The organism is Devosia sp. P3_B2, assembly GCF_056402875.1.
In genome coordinates, this window is record NZ_JBFUGO010000002.1 from 538,286 (window position 1) to 553,275 (window position 14,990).

The 14,990-nt window shown below is 65.0% G+C and carries 14 protein-coding genes; 9 read left to right on the forward strand and 5 right to left on the reverse strand.

Annotation, left to right across the window (positions count from 1 at the left end; translation table 11 throughout):
* The 3 genes from AC1DV8_RS05465 to AC1DV8_RS05475 all read left to right on the forward strand — a co-directional run bounded on the left by AC1DV8_RS05465 (position 1) and on the right by AC1DV8_RS05475 (position 2,298).
* Complete coding sequence (locus AC1DV8_RS05465; protein ID WP_477156739.1) at positions 1-1,263, forward strand: hypothetical protein; 1,263 nt, start codon at positions 1-3, stop codon at positions 1,261-1,263.
* A 7-nt stretch (positions 1,264-1,270) separates the two neighbouring features.
* Positions 1,271-1,726, forward strand: coding sequence for a DUF3828 domain-containing protein (locus AC1DV8_RS05470; RefSeq protein WP_477149039.1), 456 nt, complete (start codon positions 1,271-1,273; stop codon positions 1,724-1,726).
* An 80-nt stretch (positions 1,727-1,806) separates the two neighbouring features.
* Complete coding sequence (locus AC1DV8_RS05475) at positions 1,807-2,298, forward strand: hypothetical protein (RefSeq protein ID WP_477156740.1); 492 nt, start codon at positions 1,807-1,809, stop codon at positions 2,296-2,298.
* Here AC1DV8_RS05475 and AC1DV8_RS05480 read toward each other — a convergent pair.
* Positions 2,295-4,124, reverse strand: a complete 1,830-nt coding sequence (locus tag AC1DV8_RS05480; RefSeq protein WP_477156741.1) for an aminopeptidase P family protein — start codon at positions 4,122-4,124, stop codon at positions 2,295-2,297. The genes AC1DV8_RS05475 and AC1DV8_RS05480 overlap by 4 nt on opposite strands.
* Before the next feature lie 134 nt (positions 4,125-4,258).
* On the opposite strand from AC1DV8_RS05480, the gene AC1DV8_RS05485 reads away from it, so the two are divergent.
* Both AC1DV8_RS05485 and AC1DV8_RS05490 read left to right on the forward strand, forming a co-directional pair.
* Positions 4,259-4,387: a hypothetical protein gene (locus AC1DV8_RS05485; protein ID WP_477156742.1), complete on the forward strand. Its 129-nt coding sequence runs from the start codon at positions 4,259-4,261 to the stop codon at positions 4,385-4,387.
* 137 nt (positions 4,388-4,524) lie between these two features.
* The gene (locus AC1DV8_RS05490; protein WP_257720968.1) at positions 4,525-4,659 is read left to right on the forward strand and encodes a hypothetical protein; all 135 of its coding nucleotides are present in this window, start codon (positions 4,525-4,527) and stop codon (positions 4,657-4,659) included.
* A 114-nt stretch (positions 4,660-4,773) separates the two neighbouring features.
* On the opposite strand, the gene AC1DV8_RS05495 is transcribed toward AC1DV8_RS05490, so the two are convergent.
* The 3 genes from AC1DV8_RS05495 to cls all read right to left on the reverse strand — a co-directional run bounded on the left by AC1DV8_RS05495 (position 4,774) and on the right by cls (position 7,894).
* Positions 4,774-5,643 carry a 50S ribosomal protein L11 methyltransferase gene (locus tag AC1DV8_RS05495; protein WP_477156743.1) on the reverse strand — a complete coding sequence of 290 codons (870 nt, stop codon included), beginning with the start codon at positions 5,641-5,643 and terminating at the stop codon, positions 4,774-4,776.
* A gap of 69 nt (positions 5,644-5,712) precedes the next feature.
* Positions 5,713-6,426 carry an endonuclease/exonuclease/phosphatase family protein gene (locus tag AC1DV8_RS05500; protein WP_477149044.1) on the reverse strand — a complete coding sequence of 238 codons (714 nt, stop codon included), beginning with the start codon at positions 6,424-6,426 and terminating at the stop codon, positions 5,713-5,715.
* 19 nt (positions 6,427-6,445) lie between these two features.
* The gene (cls, locus tag AC1DV8_RS05505; protein WP_477149045.1) at positions 6,446-7,894 is read right to left on the reverse strand and encodes a cardiolipin synthase; all 1,449 of its coding nucleotides are present in this window, start codon (positions 7,892-7,894) and stop codon (positions 6,446-6,448) included.
* 170 nt (positions 7,895-8,064) lie between these two features.
* Here cls and AC1DV8_RS05510 point away from each other — a divergent pair, with 170 nt between their 5' ends.
* The 3 genes from AC1DV8_RS05510 to AC1DV8_RS05520 all read left to right on the forward strand — a co-directional run bounded on the left by AC1DV8_RS05510 (position 8,065) and on the right by AC1DV8_RS05520 (position 10,011).
* Positions 8,065-9,000, forward strand: coding sequence for a DMT family transporter (locus AC1DV8_RS05510; RefSeq protein ID WP_477149070.1), 936 nt, complete (start codon positions 8,065-8,067; stop codon positions 8,998-9,000).
* Positions 9,001-9,014: 14 nt separating this feature from the next.
* Positions 9,015-9,476, forward strand: coding sequence for a DUF5680 domain-containing protein (locus AC1DV8_RS05515; protein WP_477156744.1), 462 nt, complete (start codon positions 9,015-9,017; stop codon positions 9,474-9,476).
* Positions 9,477-9,558: 82 nt separating this feature from the next.
* Complete coding sequence (locus AC1DV8_RS05520; RefSeq protein ID WP_477156745.1) at positions 9,559-10,011, forward strand: nuclear transport factor 2 family protein; 453 nt, start codon at positions 9,559-9,561, stop codon at positions 10,009-10,011.
* Positions 10,012-10,015: 4 nt separating this feature from the next.
* Here AC1DV8_RS05520 and AC1DV8_RS05525 read toward each other — a convergent pair whose 3' ends face one another.
* Positions 10,016-12,415 carry an ATP-dependent helicase gene (locus AC1DV8_RS05525; protein WP_477156746.1) on the reverse strand — a complete coding sequence of 800 codons (2,400 nt, stop codon included), beginning with the start codon at positions 12,413-12,415 and terminating at the stop codon, positions 10,016-10,018.
* A 161-nt stretch (positions 12,416-12,576) separates the two neighbouring features.
* Between AC1DV8_RS05525 and AC1DV8_RS05530 the strand changes: the two genes are divergently transcribed.
* A complete protein-coding gene (locus AC1DV8_RS05530) occupies positions 12,577-14,736 on the forward strand; it encodes an esterase-like activity of phytase family protein (RefSeq protein WP_477156747.1) in 2,160 nt (719 codons plus the stop codon).
* Positions 14,737-14,990 lie beyond the last annotated feature (254 nt).

A 14,990-nucleotide genomic window follows, 5' to 3' on the forward strand; every position in this document is an offset into this window, starting at 1 on the left:
ATGCTGAGACTGGCGATTGTCGCACTCTGTGCGGCGCTTTCACTCCCGGCCCTTGCGGGCGAGGCCGGCGACATCGCGCGCAAGCATCTTTACGCCGGGACGATCGGGCAGGGGCTCACCGAGCTGAAACCCCTCTACGAGCGGCAGGACATGGAAGGGCGCTTCGGCGTCGGCCTGCTCAGCTTCATCCAGGGCGTCGAGCATTTCGCGCAGGGTCTCTACCGCCACGGCTTCGCCTCGCCCGACGCCGGCCCGATCATGGGCGCGCCGCTGGCCATGCCGGTCCCGATCAATCCGAACCCCGAGCCACTCGACTACGACAAGTTCCGCGCCATCCTGCAGCTCCTCGTCGATGACATGGATGCCGCCCGCGATGCCCTGCTCGCCGCAGGCGAGACCGGCGACTATGTCGTGCCGGTCGAAGTGCTGAAGGTCCGCATCGATCTCGACGGCGACGATGCCGGCAGCGAGTCGGAGAGCATCGGCAACGTGCTGAATGCCATGTTCGGTGGCGTGACCGTTCCTGGCCCGTCCGAGCCCAATACTCCGGCGCCCGTCACGCCGCCCCCACCGGATTCCACCGTCGGCTTCGATCGCGCCGATGCGATCTGGCTGGCGGGCTACTCGCAGATCCTCGCGGCGCAGGCGGATTTCCTCCTCGCCCACGATTTCCGCCAGCTCTTCGACACCACCTTCCACCGGCTTTTCCCGCGCGCCGGCCTGCCGATGCAGGATTACACCACCTCCACCGGCTCGCTAATGCTCGATCCGGCCTCCGACAACGCCATCGCCGATGCGCTGGCCGCCATCCATCACCTCAACTGGCCGGTGATCGAACCCGACCGGCTGAAGCGCGTCCTGGCCCGCTTCAAGGACATCACGGCGCTGTCGCGGCGGAACTGGGAGGCCATCCTCGCCGAGACCGACGACAACCGCGAGCTGCTGCCCAGCCCCAAGCAAACGGGCGTCACACCCGACGCAAAGATCACAGACGAGCAGGTGAAAGCCTGGATGGCGACGCTCGACACCGCCGACCAGGTGCTCGACGGCAAGCTGCTCATCCCGCACTGGCGCTTCCATAAGGGTTTCGACCTAAAGGCCTATTTCGAGACAGCCAAGAAGACCGACCTCGTTATGCTGATCACCGGCTACGACGCGCTGCCGTTCCTCAAGGACGGCCCCATCGCCAGCGCCGAGTCGTTCCGCGCCGCCAACGAGGTCTTCGGCGACGCCCTGATCGGCTACGCCTTCTGGTTCAACTGAGGGGTTCATGATGCGCCTGTTGATCGCCGTTGCCGCGCTGGTGCTGCTGGGGCAGCCGGCGCTCGCCCAGTCCTCCACCGATGCCCGCGCGGCAGTTGAAGCGGTGTATGCGGTCTATGGGCCGGCGCAGATCTACCCGGATGACCCGCGCCCCTTTCGCTCTGAGCGCCTCAACTCGCTCTACGACAAGGATGCCGCGGAAGCGAACGGCGAGATTGGCCGAATCGATTTCGATCCGTTCGTGAACGGCCAAGACTTCCAGCTCGATAAGCTAGAGGTCGGAGAAGCTTACTATGCCGGTGGCAGGGCTGTGGTCAGGGTCACGTTCGAGAACATGGGCACTCCCAATGAACTCGGCTTCCTCCTGGTCAACGAGGACGGCTGGAAGGTCGACGACGTCTGGGGCGGCAGCGCCGACTACAGCTACGATCTGCTCGATATCCTGCAGGCGCCGCTGCCATGATTGCGGCACGGCGCAGCCCTTAATGCGCCCAAACCGCTTGCTAGCCCGAGACCATCGAAATCGGGCACGACGGGGCGGTCATGCGGCGCATCATTGCAAGTCTTTTGCTGATCCTCGGCTTCACCGGCGCATCGAGTGCCTATGACAGCCCGAAATCGCTGATCGAGGCGATCTACCAGCCCTACAGCGCCGGCCAGAAGCACGAGGATGGGCTCGAGAAGTTCTACTCGCTGCGCCTCAAGGACCTCTATGCCGCCAACCTCGAGCGCCAGAGCGTCGACCAGAAGGGCGCCGCCGTCGATCCCGATGCGCCCGACATGCTGGCGTTCGATCCATTCATCGAGGGTCAGAACTCGCTGCTGATGGACGTCGTCATCGGCGAGCCAGTGATCACCGGCGATCGCGCCGTCTCCACTGTCAGCTTCCACAACTTCGACCACCTGAGCCTCATCAGCGTCGCCATGGTGCGCGAAGCCGATGGGTGGAAGGTCGATGATGTGGCGTCCCTCGCCGGCAGCCAGAACTGGTTGCTGTCCTGGCTGCTGCAATACGATCCGTTCGGCGTGAACTAAATCTCCCGCGTGGCCTCGTTCAGCCACGCCTTGACTTCGCCGTTCAGTAGCGGCCCGATCTCCTTGAACACGCGCTTGTGGTAGGCGTTGAGCCAGGCCTTTTCGGGCCCGGTCAGCTGCTTTTCGTCGATCAGCCGCAGGTCGATCGGCACCAGCGTCAGCGTCTCGAACTCGAGGAACTTGCCCTCGCCGAGTTCACTCTCCTGCACCACCAGCAGGTTCTCGATGCGGATGCCGTAAGCGCCGGCCTTGTAATACCCAGGCTCGTTCGACGTGATCATCCCCGCTTCGAACGGCACTGAGTAGCGGCTCGATATGCCGATCGGACCTTCGTGCACCGAGAGGAAGGCGCCGACGCCATGGCCGGTGCCGTGGTTGTAGTTGATGCCATCCTCCCACAGGAACTGCCGGGCCAGCACATCGATCTGGCTGCCGTTGGTGCCCTTGGGGAACCGCACCATCGAGATCGCCATCATGCCGCGCAGCACGCGGGTGAAGCGGTCCTTCTGCTCGGCCGTCGCCTTGCCCGTGAACATGGTGCGGGTGATGTCCGTCGTCCCCGACAGATACTGCGCGCCCGAATCCACCAGCATCAGCTCGCCCGGCTTCAGCTGCCGGTTAGTCTTCTCGTCGACGCGATAGTGGATCACGGCGCCGTTGGAGCCCGCCCCCGAGATGGTGTCGAAGCTGATGTCGACGAGGCTCGATTCCTCGCGCCGAAAGCTCTCCAGCGCCGTCGCGATGCCGATCTCGTCGAGTTTGCCCGTCGCCGCCTCCTGATCGAACCAGTGGAGGAACTTCGCCATCGCCACGCCGTCGAGCTTATGCGCCTCGCGCATGCCGGCGAGCTCGGCGTCGTTCTTCTTCGCCTTGGGCAGCAGCACCGGATCGCGCTTTTCGACCAGCGTGGCCTCGCTGACGCCGCTGATCGCCTGCACCACGGCTACCGGCACCGTCGCCGGGTCGAGCATCACGCGCTTATCGCCGGCGCCGAGCTTGCGCAGCGCCGCGACCATGGTCTTCACGTCGGCGACCTTCGCCAACCCTTCCAACCCCTGCCGGAGTTCGGGGGTGATCTTGTCCTTGTCGAAGAACAGGGTCGGCATGCCGGACTTCGGCACCAGCGCGAAGCACAGCACCACCGGCACGTTGGGCACGTCGCGGCCGCGCAGGTTGAACAGCCAGTTGATCGATTCCGGCACCGTCAGCACGAGTGCATCGGCACTGTCCTCGCCCATGCTGGCGCGAATCTCGGCCAGCTTGTCCGGCGCGGTCTTGCCGGCGCGGTTGTGGCCGAGGAACTCGATCGGCGCGTTCGGCGGGGCAGGGCGGTCCTTCCAGGTGCGGTCGATCAGGTTGGACACCGGCACCAGCGTCGCCTTGCCGGCGAGCTTCTTTTCGAGGTCGGCGATCTCGCTGGGGGTATGCAGCCACGGGTCGAACCCGAGCTTGCCGCCCTTGGGCACGAACTCGGCGATCTTGGGCGAATGTCCGCCCTGCGCCGCTTCCAGCACGGTGATGAGCTTGGTGTCGGTCTGCGCCGGCGCCTGAAGCGTGTAGCGGCCATCGACGAACAGCGCCGCCTTGCGGCTGCCGATGATGGCGAGGCCTGCCGAACCGGTGAAGCTCGTCACATAGGCCAGCCGCGCCTCGCTCGCCGGCACCGACTCGCCGCGATGCGCATCGGTGCGCGGCACGAGGAACGCGTCGATCCCTGCCTCGCGCATCTCAGCCCGCAGCGCTTTGAGGCGCGGGGCGACGGTCTTGGGGTCGGTGCGGCTGTCGAAGGTCTGGTAAACGGTCGGGGCGAAGGCGCTGTCGGTCATGATGAATTTGCCGGGAAAAGGAAGGGCGCGGACCCTAACAGAGCCAATTGCAGTTCCCAAGCCGCGGTTCGCGTTCATTCCCGGTTCAGCGGTGGGCAGGCATTGGATCGCCGGGGCTCTTAAGGAGCATCGACATGAACGAACGAAAGACCCTGTTCCGCCGCGTCTTCGAATCGATGATGGAAGGCCGCACGCAAGCCGCGCAACGCTACATCACCGAGTACCTGAAGGCGCACAAGGCGGCTTTCGACCAGCGGATCTGAGCGATTCATCCGTTGTTAAGGCGCTCTGCATCTTTGGCATGGCTGCCTTTCGCAACAAGGACTTACAGAACCGATCGGTCCGGACTATCTACAGATCGTGGCAGAATGGCCACTTGAGAAGGAACCGGGAGAACACGATGCCCGAGAGCAAGAACGATTTCCGCAAGGCGCTCGGCAGCGTCATCGAAGCGCGGGGCCGCGAGGCCACCCGTAGCGTCGGTCGCAGCCGCGAGCACCTGCTGCTCGGCGCGCTCACCAAGCGCCCGAACTAAAACTGACGCGCGTTAGCGCGGGGTTTGGACTATCCGTTTTGACGAGTCCCCGGATCGCATGGTCCGGGGACTTTGCTTTGCTCGGAATACCGTTGGCAGACGGCCAGCGGCGGATCAAACCCGCTCCAGCACCAGCGTCGTCCATTCCTTCTTCACGATGCGCTGCCGCAGCACGAGTCCTTGCCGCGAATACGCAGTGATCACCCGGTTCGCCTGGGTATTCAGAATCCCCGAGAGGATCACCGTAGCGCCCATGCCCGCCACCTTCCGCATCCCCGGCGCCAGCGCCACCAGCGGTCCGGCGAGGATGTTGGCGACGATCATGTCGTATGGCGCGCTGGCGGCGATCTGCCGATGCTCCAGGCCCGTCGCCTCGATGGCGATGATGTAGCGGCCGACGCCATTGTCGCGCGCGTTCTCCACCGTGGTCGTCACGGCGATTGGGTCGATATCGCTCGCCAGAACCGGCAGGTGGGTGCGCTTGGCCAGCGCAATCGCCAAGACGCCGGTGCCGGTGCCCACGTCCAGCATCGAGCGGAAGCGCTTGCGCTTCAGCGCCTTGTCGATGGCTTCGAGACAGCCGGTCGTCGTCTCATGATGTCCGGTGCCGAAGGCCTGCGCCGCGTCGATGCGGATGGCGGTGAGGCCTGACGGGGCAGGGTGCTCTTCGTGGCTGCCATGCACATAGAAGCCGCCGGCGACCACCGGCTGCAGCCCCTCGAGCGACTTCGCCACCCAGTTGACGGTCGGGTCGATCGCCTCCACCGCAAAGCTCACGTCGCCGCCCAGCGTTTCGCGGGCAATGGCGTTGAACGCCTCGAGGTCGGGCTCGCTGGTGCACGTTGCCTCGAACACCCACTCCCCGCTGTCCGCGTCCTCGTGCGCCGAGGCGGTCACCGCGATGTCTTCGCGCGCCATCACGGCGTCGACCAGCGCATAGGCCTGGTCCTTGGTGAGCGGAGTGGAGAGTTGCGAGAGCGTCATGGGAAATGTCCTGTTCGCCGCTGTTTCGGGGCAGCGGCGCCGTAAGTCAATGGCTGGCAGCCGTCAGCCTTAAGCAGCCGCTTCCGCGCGATCCAGCGATAGCGTCGCCCAGACCGGAAGATGGTCCGAGCCGGTGCGAGCCAGTGCCGATTGGTGCACGCCCGCTGCTTCCAGCCGGAAGTCGCGGCTGGTGATGATGCGGTCGAGCTGCAGCATCGGGCGGCGGGAATGGAAGCTCGGCCCGAGCGGGATCACGTCGTGGTGCCGGCCGAACGCCAGCAGGCACTTGCCATCCTCGGCCCACTGGTTGAGATCGCCCATGATCACGGTGGGCATGTGCTCCTCGAGCTTTTCGAGGTGCGCCACGATGGCGTCGGCCTGCTTCATTCGCGAGTTGCCGAGCAGACCCAGGTGCATGCCGACGACGCGCATGGCGATGCCGCCGATGATTACGTCGGCCATCACGGCGCCGCGCGGCTCGAACGCCGGCAGTTCAATGCGCTGCGGGTTGCGCACCTCTATGCCCTTCTTCACCAGCAGCACGTTGCCGTGCCAGCCAAGGCTCTGCTCGCGGATGCCGAAGCGCACCGGCATGTAGTTGGTGAAGTCGACGATCAGGTCGGGGGAGATCGTCGTCGCGCGCTCGCCGAACCGGCGGTCCACTTCCTGCAGCGCGACGATGTCGGCATCGACCTCGGCGAGGATCTTCATGATGCGCTCGGGCTGGCGGCGCCGGTCGGTGCCGATGCTCTTCCTGATATTGTATGAGGCGAACTTGACCATTTGGACCGGGGACTGGGGCCTACAGGATGGGTGAGAACAGGCGGGCGGCCTGCGAGATGAAGCGCGGGATCGGGTGCCGCTTCAGCACCTCCTCCTTGGTCACCTGCCGGCAGTTGGCAAAATCGGCTTCCAGCATCTTTTCCACGGCTCCGATGACGTTGCTGTCGGGCATCCACACCGTCATCTCGAAATTGATGGCGAACGAGCGATTGTCGAAGTTCACCGTGCCAACGGTGGCGATCTTGTCATCCATCAGCAGCACCTTCTGGTGCAGGAACCCCTTCTCGTAACGGTAGATGGCGATATCGTGTTCCACCATGGCGTCGGCATGGGCATTGCTCGCAAGCCAGACCAGCATGTGGTCGGGCTTGGCCGGCAGCATGATGCGGACGTCGACGCCGCGCAGGATCGCCGCATAGAGCGCGGTGCGCATGTCGGTGTCCGGCACGAAATACGGGCTCACCACCCATAGCCGCTTCTGCGCCTGGCCAATGACGTCGACGAAGGCGATGGCGCAGGCCTCGAGCTTGTCGGCGGGCCCGGTTGCCATCACCAGTGCCGAAACGTCACCGGGCTCCTCCACCGGGTTCGGCAACGGCACTTCCAGCACTTCGCCGGTGGCCCAGAGCCAGTCTTCCTGGAAGATCAGCGCCACGGACGAAGCAGCCGGTCCTTCCAGCTTGAGCTGGGTATCGCGCCAGGCACCGTAGCGGGTGTCCTCGCCGAGATACTCGACGCCGATATTGGCCCCGCCGGTCCACGCGACCTTGCCGTCCACCACCACGGATTTGCGGTGGTTGCGGTAGTTGATCCGCATGGGTCCGAACAGCCTGAGGAACTTGTGGCGGTGGTTGAAGCCGTAGATCCTTACGCCCCCGGCCCACAGCCGGTCCTTGTACTCCCTGGACAGTCCGCTGCTGCCGACGTCGTCGTACAGCATGTAGACCGCCACGCCCTTCCTGACGCTTTCCAGCAGGGCCGCCGCCAGCCGTTGACCCAACGGGTCGGCCCTGAGGATGTAGAACTGGACGAAGATGTAGGTCTTGGCCGCCGCGATCCCCTCGAAGATCGACTCGAAGGTCGCGTCGCCGTCGACCAGCAGTTCAGCCTTGTTGCCCGCGAGGAACGGCATGCCGGCAGCGCGACGCTGCACCGGCCATTGAGCGCCCGCCTCGCGATCGATCACGGCAAGATCCTCGCTGCGGATCAGGCGCGAGGCGCGCACCTGCATGCGGGTCTGGGCGTAACTGTCGAAGTGCTTCCAGCCGAACACCAGATAGATGATCGTGGTGGGGAACGGGAGGAACGCCAGCGACACCAGCCACGCGATCGAGCCCTGCGAGGTCCGCGACACGCTGATCTCGCGCACCGCGCAAATCAGCGCGATGGCATACAGGCCCGCCAGCACCATCGCGATGATGGGGATGCTCTCGACAACGGTCTCGACCGCTTCGGTCATGTCGGTCATAGGCGCCCCACGATCGAGCTAAGACTAAAATCCAACGCCGTTCGGATAGCCAGTCCTCTTCGCCACGCGATCAACTGTTGCACGCTACGGCGAAGCTCGCGAATGTAGCGGGCGGATCGTTATCGTCCGCTTTCCCGCCGTTCGAAAGATTTGCCCTCGTGTCGACGCTCATGCCCACGCCCCCCGATAACGCCATGGCGGGGATTGGGTTCAAGCTCAGCTCGGTGTGCGTGTTCCTGGGCATGTCGAGCCTCATCAAGGCCTCCGACGATATCCCGGCCGGGGAGCTGGTGTTCTTTCGCTCGTTCTTCGCCATCCTGCCGATCCTCGTCTATCTCATCGCCCGCGGCGAGCTCGGTGTCGGACTGAAGACCCGTCACCCGGTCAGCCATCTGTGGCGCGGCCTCGTTGGCACCGGCGGCATGGCCTTCGGCTTTTATGCGCTGACCCAGCTGCCGCTGCCCGAAGCGATCGCCATCAGTTACGCGACACCGCTGCTGATCGTGGTGTTCAGCGCGGTGTTCTACCACGAGGTGGTGCGGCTCTATCGCTGGAGTGCGGTGCTTGTCGGCCTCGTCGGCGTCATCATCATCATCTGGCCGCGCCTCACGGTGTTCTCGGGCGGGCTCGAGAACATGAGCAGCGCCACACTCGGCGCCGTCTCGGCGCTCATCGCCGCCTGCTTTGCCGCGACCGCCATGATGCTGGTGCGCAAGCTCGTCCAGACCGAGCGCTCCGCCACCATCGTGCTCTATTTCTCGATCGCTTCGTCGATCATCGGCCTCTGCTCGATGCCGTTCGGCTGGCTGATGCCGACCCCAGAGCAGTTCGCGCTGCTGGTCGGCGCCGGCATCTTCGGCGGCATCGGCCAGATCCTCCTCACCGAGTCCTACCGCCACGCCGACATGTCGGTGGTCGCGCCCTTCGAATATGCCTCGCTGATCCTCTCGGTGATCATCGGCTACATCTTCTTCAAGGACATCCCGACGATCGAGATGCTGGTCGGCGGCCTGATCGTCGTTGGCTCGGGCCTGTTCATCATCTACCGCGAGCACAAGCTGGGGATCGAACGGAGGAAGGCCGGGGAAGTCAGTCCGCCACAATGAGGATCGAAGCCCCAATGGACACTGCCACACTCGACCGGTTCATCGTTCTCGCCAAGCGCCAGACTTACGTCGGCGGCGGCGCGAAGGTCGCCTCGAGCCGCACCGGCTCGCACGACCTCACCTTCGCCGATGGCGATTGGTCCTATCGCGACAGCTATTTCGGCGGCACCGATTTTCTCGGACAGGAAACCGTCTGGTTACGCGACGAGCCGGTCTGGGCGATGAACTACTATGGCTACATCCTGCGCCCGGAACTCATCGACGCCCACCGTGCTGGGGCCACCATCAAGTCGGCGCTTTCGGCCATGTACGCCGAGGGCCGCTTCCTCGGCGGCTTCGAATGGACCGGACCACACGGCACCTACCATGACAGCTCGGCTGGCGATGCCGCGCACTTTCACGGACGCGAGGTGATCGAGGTCGGCGGCGTGGAGGCCTACGTGATGGACTACTTTGGCGGCCTGGTGCGGCCCTAGTCGTTCACGGGGCGGGCGAGGTCAGTCCGCCGCAGTGAATTTCGGCGACGTTGCGCTACGATCGGCCGCAAGGAGAGTCTCAATGTACCACGCCATCGTCCGACGGGTGATCAGGTCCTTGTTCGACGCCGTAAACCGTGGCGACTCGCAGCCGGTGCTCGATGCCTTCGCTCCGCAGTTCGAGCACGTCTTTCTCGGCGGCAGCGCACTCGGAGGACGGCGAACCTCAATTGAGAGCACGAAAGCCTGGTACGGCCGACTCTATCGCCTCATGCCGGACATCCACTTCGACATCGACAGCATCGCGGTCACCGGGACGCCCTGGAACACGCAGGCGGTCGTCAGGTGGCGCGAGCGCAACTCGGGAACGGATGGTGTCGTGACGACGAATGCGGGCATCCACGCAGTGCACATCAGGTGGGGCAAGATGACCAGCCTGGTGATCTGCCCCGACACCGTGCTGGTCATTGCCACGCTCGACCGCCTTGCCGCGATCGGCGTGAGCGAGGCCCATGCCGCGATGATCGAAGGATAGCGCCCTACGGCTTCTGCACGAAGCTCTCGAGCACCTTCTTCCGGCCCGCCTTCTCGAACTCGATCGTCAGCTTGTTGCCCTCGATCTGCTCGATGCGGCCGTAGCCGAACTTCAGATGGAACACCCGCTCGCCGACCGAATAGGCCGAGCCGCGGCCGTCGTCGACCGAGCGGGCGACGAGGTCGCCGTCGATGGTCAGCGGGCCCGCCGACTTGCGGGACGAGGCCTGCGCCCGGGCGCGCTGCCAGCCTGGCGTTTCGTAGACCGAGTCAAACGGGTCGCGGGTGTCGAAGCGGCCCCCACCCGAGCGTCCGCCATAGCCATAGCCGCCATAGGCCGAGCCGGTGTCCTTCACCTCGACGGCCGCCGCCGGCAGCTCGTCGAGGAAGCGCGACGGGATCGCCGCCTGCCACAGCCCGTGGGTCAGCCGGTTCTGCGCCACCGAGACGCGCAACCGCTTTCGGGCGCGCGTCAGCCCGACATAGGCGAGCCGGCGCTCTTCCTCGAGCCCGGCGCGGCCGAGTTCGTCGAGGGTACGCTGGCTGGGGAACAGTCCTTCCTCCCAGCCCGGGAGGAACACCGTGTTGAACTCCAGCCCCTTGGCCGAGTGCAGCGTCATGATCGAAACCGCGTCGTCGGCCTCGCCGGTATCGCGGTCCATGACCAGCGAGACATGCTCGAGGAAGCCGCCGAGCGAGTCGAACTCGCCCATCGAGTTCACCAGCTCCTTCAGGTTTTCGAGCCGGCCCTCGGATTCGGCGGATTTGTCGTTCTGCCACATCTCGGTGTAGCCCGACTCGTCGAGCACCTGCTGGGCCAGCGCCACATGCGGCGGGTCTTTCCGCACGGGCGACCCCGGACCGCTCTCGATCTCGTCATCCGAAGAAATCGCCCGGGCGCGTTGCCCCCAGTCGTCGAACTGGTCCATCAGCTGCCGCAGCGTCGTGCGCTGCTTGGGCTTCAGCTCCTCGGTCTGCACCAGCATCCGTACCGCCGCGACCAGCGAAGTGCCCTGCCGCCGGGCCGCGTCGTAGAGGATCTGGAGGGTCGAATCCCCCAGCCCGCGCTTGGGCGTGTTGACGATGCGCTCGAAGGCGAGATCGTCCGTCGGGTTGAACACCAGCCTGAGGTAGGCCAGCGCATCGCGGATTTCCTTGCGCTCATAGAACCGCGGGCCGCCGATGACCCGGTAGTTGAGCCCCAGCGTTATGAAGCGCTCTTCGAAAGCGCGCATCTGGTGCGAAGCGCGCACCAGGATCGCCATCGAGTTCAGCTCCTCGCCCTGGCGCTGCAACTGCTCGATCTCCTCGCCGACCTGCCGGGCTTCCTCATCGGAATCCCATACCGAGGTGACCATCACCAGCTCACCCGGCTCGCCGACATCGGTCTGGAGCGTCTTCCCCAGCCGGCTCTCGTTGTTGGCGATGAGGTGCGAGGCGGCGGCGAGAATGTTCGAGGTCGAGCGGTAGTTGCGCTCCAGCCGGATCACCTTGGCGCCCGGAAAGTCCTTCTCGAAGCGCAGGATGTTGTCCACCTCCGCGCCACGCCAGCCGTAGATCGACTGGTCGTCATCGCCCACCACGCAGAGGTTGGCCTCCGGCGCGGGCTTCCCCTGTGCCAGCAGCCGCAGCCACAGGTACTGCGCGACGTTCGAATCCTGATACTCGTCGACGAGGATGTACTTGAAGCGCCGATGGTATTCGGCCAGCACATCCGGGTTCTCGCGGAACAGCTTGATGCACAGCAGCAGCAGGTCGCCGAAGTCGGTGGCGTTCAGCGTCGCCAGCCGGTTCTGGTACTGCTGGTAAAGGTCCGGTATCCGGCCATTGGCGAAGGCCGAGCGATCGGCCATCGACACGTCGGCCGGCAGCAGGCCCCGGTTCTTCCAGTTGTCCATCATCCCGGCGAATTGCTTGGCCGGCCAGCGCTTCTCGTCGATGTTGGCCGCTTCCAGCAGTTGCTTGATCAGCCTGACCTGGTCATCGGTATCGAGAATGGTGAAATCCGAGCGCAGCCCCACCAGCTCGGCATGCCGCCGCAGCAGCCGGGCGCCGATCGAATGGAAGGTGCCGAGCCACGGCATGCCCTCGACGCCTTCGCCGACCAGCTTGCCGATGCGCTCCTTCATCTCGCGCGCCGCCTTGTTGGTGAAGGTCACCGACAGGATCTCGGAGGGCCAGGCCTTCTTCGAGTTCAGGATATGTGCGATGCGCGTCGTCAACACCCGCGTCTTGCCGGTGCCGGCGCCCGCGAGCACCAGCAACGGACCCTCGGTGGTCAGCACGGCGTCGCGCTGCTCCTCGTTGAGGCCCTTCAGGTAATCGGGCGCGCCTGCTCCCCGGCCGAATTGGCTGGTGATCGACCCGGCAGCAGGCCGGTCGAGGCGATGCGGTTCGGCTGGCATATGGGAATGGCGAATCCTGTTTCGTTCTCGTTTGCGAATATAGGGAGTGACGCACGCGATGTATATGCGCGGGGGTCCGTCACAGTTCTGTCATGGCACCGTCACGTGGCCGTAGTCCGGCGTGCCTAAGCCGAAGCCCTGAATTTCAGGGGACGCCAAAAATGCATTTCAAACCCATTCTCCTTGGCCTCACGGTCGGCCTGCTCGCCACGTCCGCCTATGCCGCGCCGGTGTTCAACCGCATCGCCAGCTTCCCGGTCGAACTGAACAACCCCGAGGCCAAGGCGACCTCGGCGGAAATCGTCACCGCGTCCGAAGACGGCATGACGCTGGTCTATTCCGACAGCCCGGCCGGTGGCATCGGCTTCGTCGACATCACCGACCCCAAGGCCCCGAAGGCCGCCGGCTTCCTCGCCCTCGACGGCGAGCCCACCTCGGTGACCATCGTCGGCACCAAGGTCTACGCCGCGGTCAACACCTCGGAGAGCAAGGCCAATCCGTCCGGCAAGCTGGTCGTCGTCGACCTCGCCACCAAGGCCATCGAGGCCACCGTCGATCTCGGTGGCCAGCCTGATTCAATCACTCACAATGCCGCTGGCACGCTGCTCGCCATCGCCATCGAGAATGAGCGCGACGAGGAAGTGAACGACGGCGACATCCCGCAACTGCCCGCCGGCTATCTCGTCGTCCTGTCGATCACCGGTGGCGCCCTCGATCCGGAGAGCCTCGAGAAGGTCGATCTCACCGGCATCGCGGCTGTGGCCGGCGATGATGCGGAGCCGGAATTCGTCGCCATCAACGGCCTCGACGAGATCGCGCTGACGCTGCAGGAAAACAACGAGATCGTCATCATCGACGGCAAGACCGGCACGGTGAAGTCGCACTTCTCGGCCGGCACCGTCAGCCTCGAAGGCATCGACACCAAGAAGGACGGCGCCCTCAAGTTCACCGGCAAGATGGAAGACGTCGCCCGTGAGCCCGACGCCGTGAAATGGCTCGATGACAACCGCCTGGTCGTCGCCAACGAAGGCGACTGGAAGGGTGGCTCGCGCAGCTTCACCATCTTCAACAAGGACGGCACCGTCGCCTACGAAAGCGGCCCGTCCATGGAACTCGAGGCGGCCCGCCTCGGCCATTATCCGGAAGCGCGCAACAAGAAGGGCGTCGAACCCGAGGGTCTCGATGCAGCGACCTTCGGCGAGGACAAGCTGTTCTTCGTTGCGCAGGAGCGCTCCTCGCTGGTTGCCGTCTACAAGGACATCGGCGCCGAGCCGGAATACCTGCAGTCGCTGCCGTCGGGCATCTCCCCGGAAGGCCTCGTCGCCATCCCATCGCGTAACCTCCTGGCTACGGCTAACGAGGTCGACCTGCGCGCCGATGGCCTCGCTGGTTCGCATGTCATGCTCTATGAGCGAGCCGAAGGCGCAGCTGCCTATCCGCAGTTGATCTCCGATCTCGATGCCGACGGTCACCCGATCGGCTGGGCCGCCATCTCGGGCGCCGTCGCCGATGCTGAAAAGTCCGGCATCCTCTACGCCGTGAGCGATAGCGTGCTTTCCGCTGCCCCGGCGATCTACGAGATCGACGCCACCGCCAAGCCGGCCAGGATCGTCAAGAAGACCATCATCACCCGTGGCGGCGACGCAGCGCAGAAGCTCGACCTCGAAGGCATCACCCTCGATGGCGAGGGCGGCTTCTGGGTGGCCTCGGAAGGCCGCAGCGACAAGCTGACACCGCATGCGCTCTACCACGTCGATGCCGACGGCAAGATCGCTGAGGAAGTGGCGTTCCCCGAAAAGCTGCTGCCGAGCGAGATCCGCTTCGGCGCGGAAGGTGTCACCAAGGTCGGCGATACCCTCTGGGTCGCCATCCAGCGCGAGTGGAAGGACGATCCGGCGGGGCAGGTGAAGCTGCTCGGCTACAACCTCAAGGACAAGGTCTGGTCGGCCGTCCGCTACCCGCTCGACGCCCCGGCCGATGGCACCTGGAACGGCGTCTCCGAGATCACTGCGCACGGCGACTACGTCTACATCATCGAGCGCGACAACCAGATCGCCGAGAAGGCCAAGCTGAAGAAGCTCTACCGCGTCCCCGTCTCGGCCCTCGTCGGCGCCGAAATCGGCGGTGAGTTGCCGGTCGTCAGCAAGGAGGAAGTCCGCGACCTGATCCCGGACCTCGCCCTGAGCAACGGCTACGTGGTCGACAAGGTCGAGAGCTTCGCCATCGATGCAGCCGGCACCGGCTTCGTCATCACCGACAACGACGGCGTCGCCGACTCCTCGGGCGAGACCCTGTTCTGGTCCGTCGGCACCATCGAATAACCGAACAAGCCTCCTGCTCGCGGGGCTTAGGGGCCGGTTCCGAAAGGACCGGCCCCGCTTGCTTTTGGGTGGAACACCCACCCGCCACCGAGGTTGGCTGGATGGTGCCCCAAACTCGATGCGGCACCTCCCCCTCTGACGGGGGAGGATGGGTGGGGTGAGCGGAGCCACAATCACGAGGCCGGGCAAGGCGTTGCGAGAATCTTGCACGATTCTATCCCCCCGCTCCCCACCCATGCGATTCTCCCCCCATC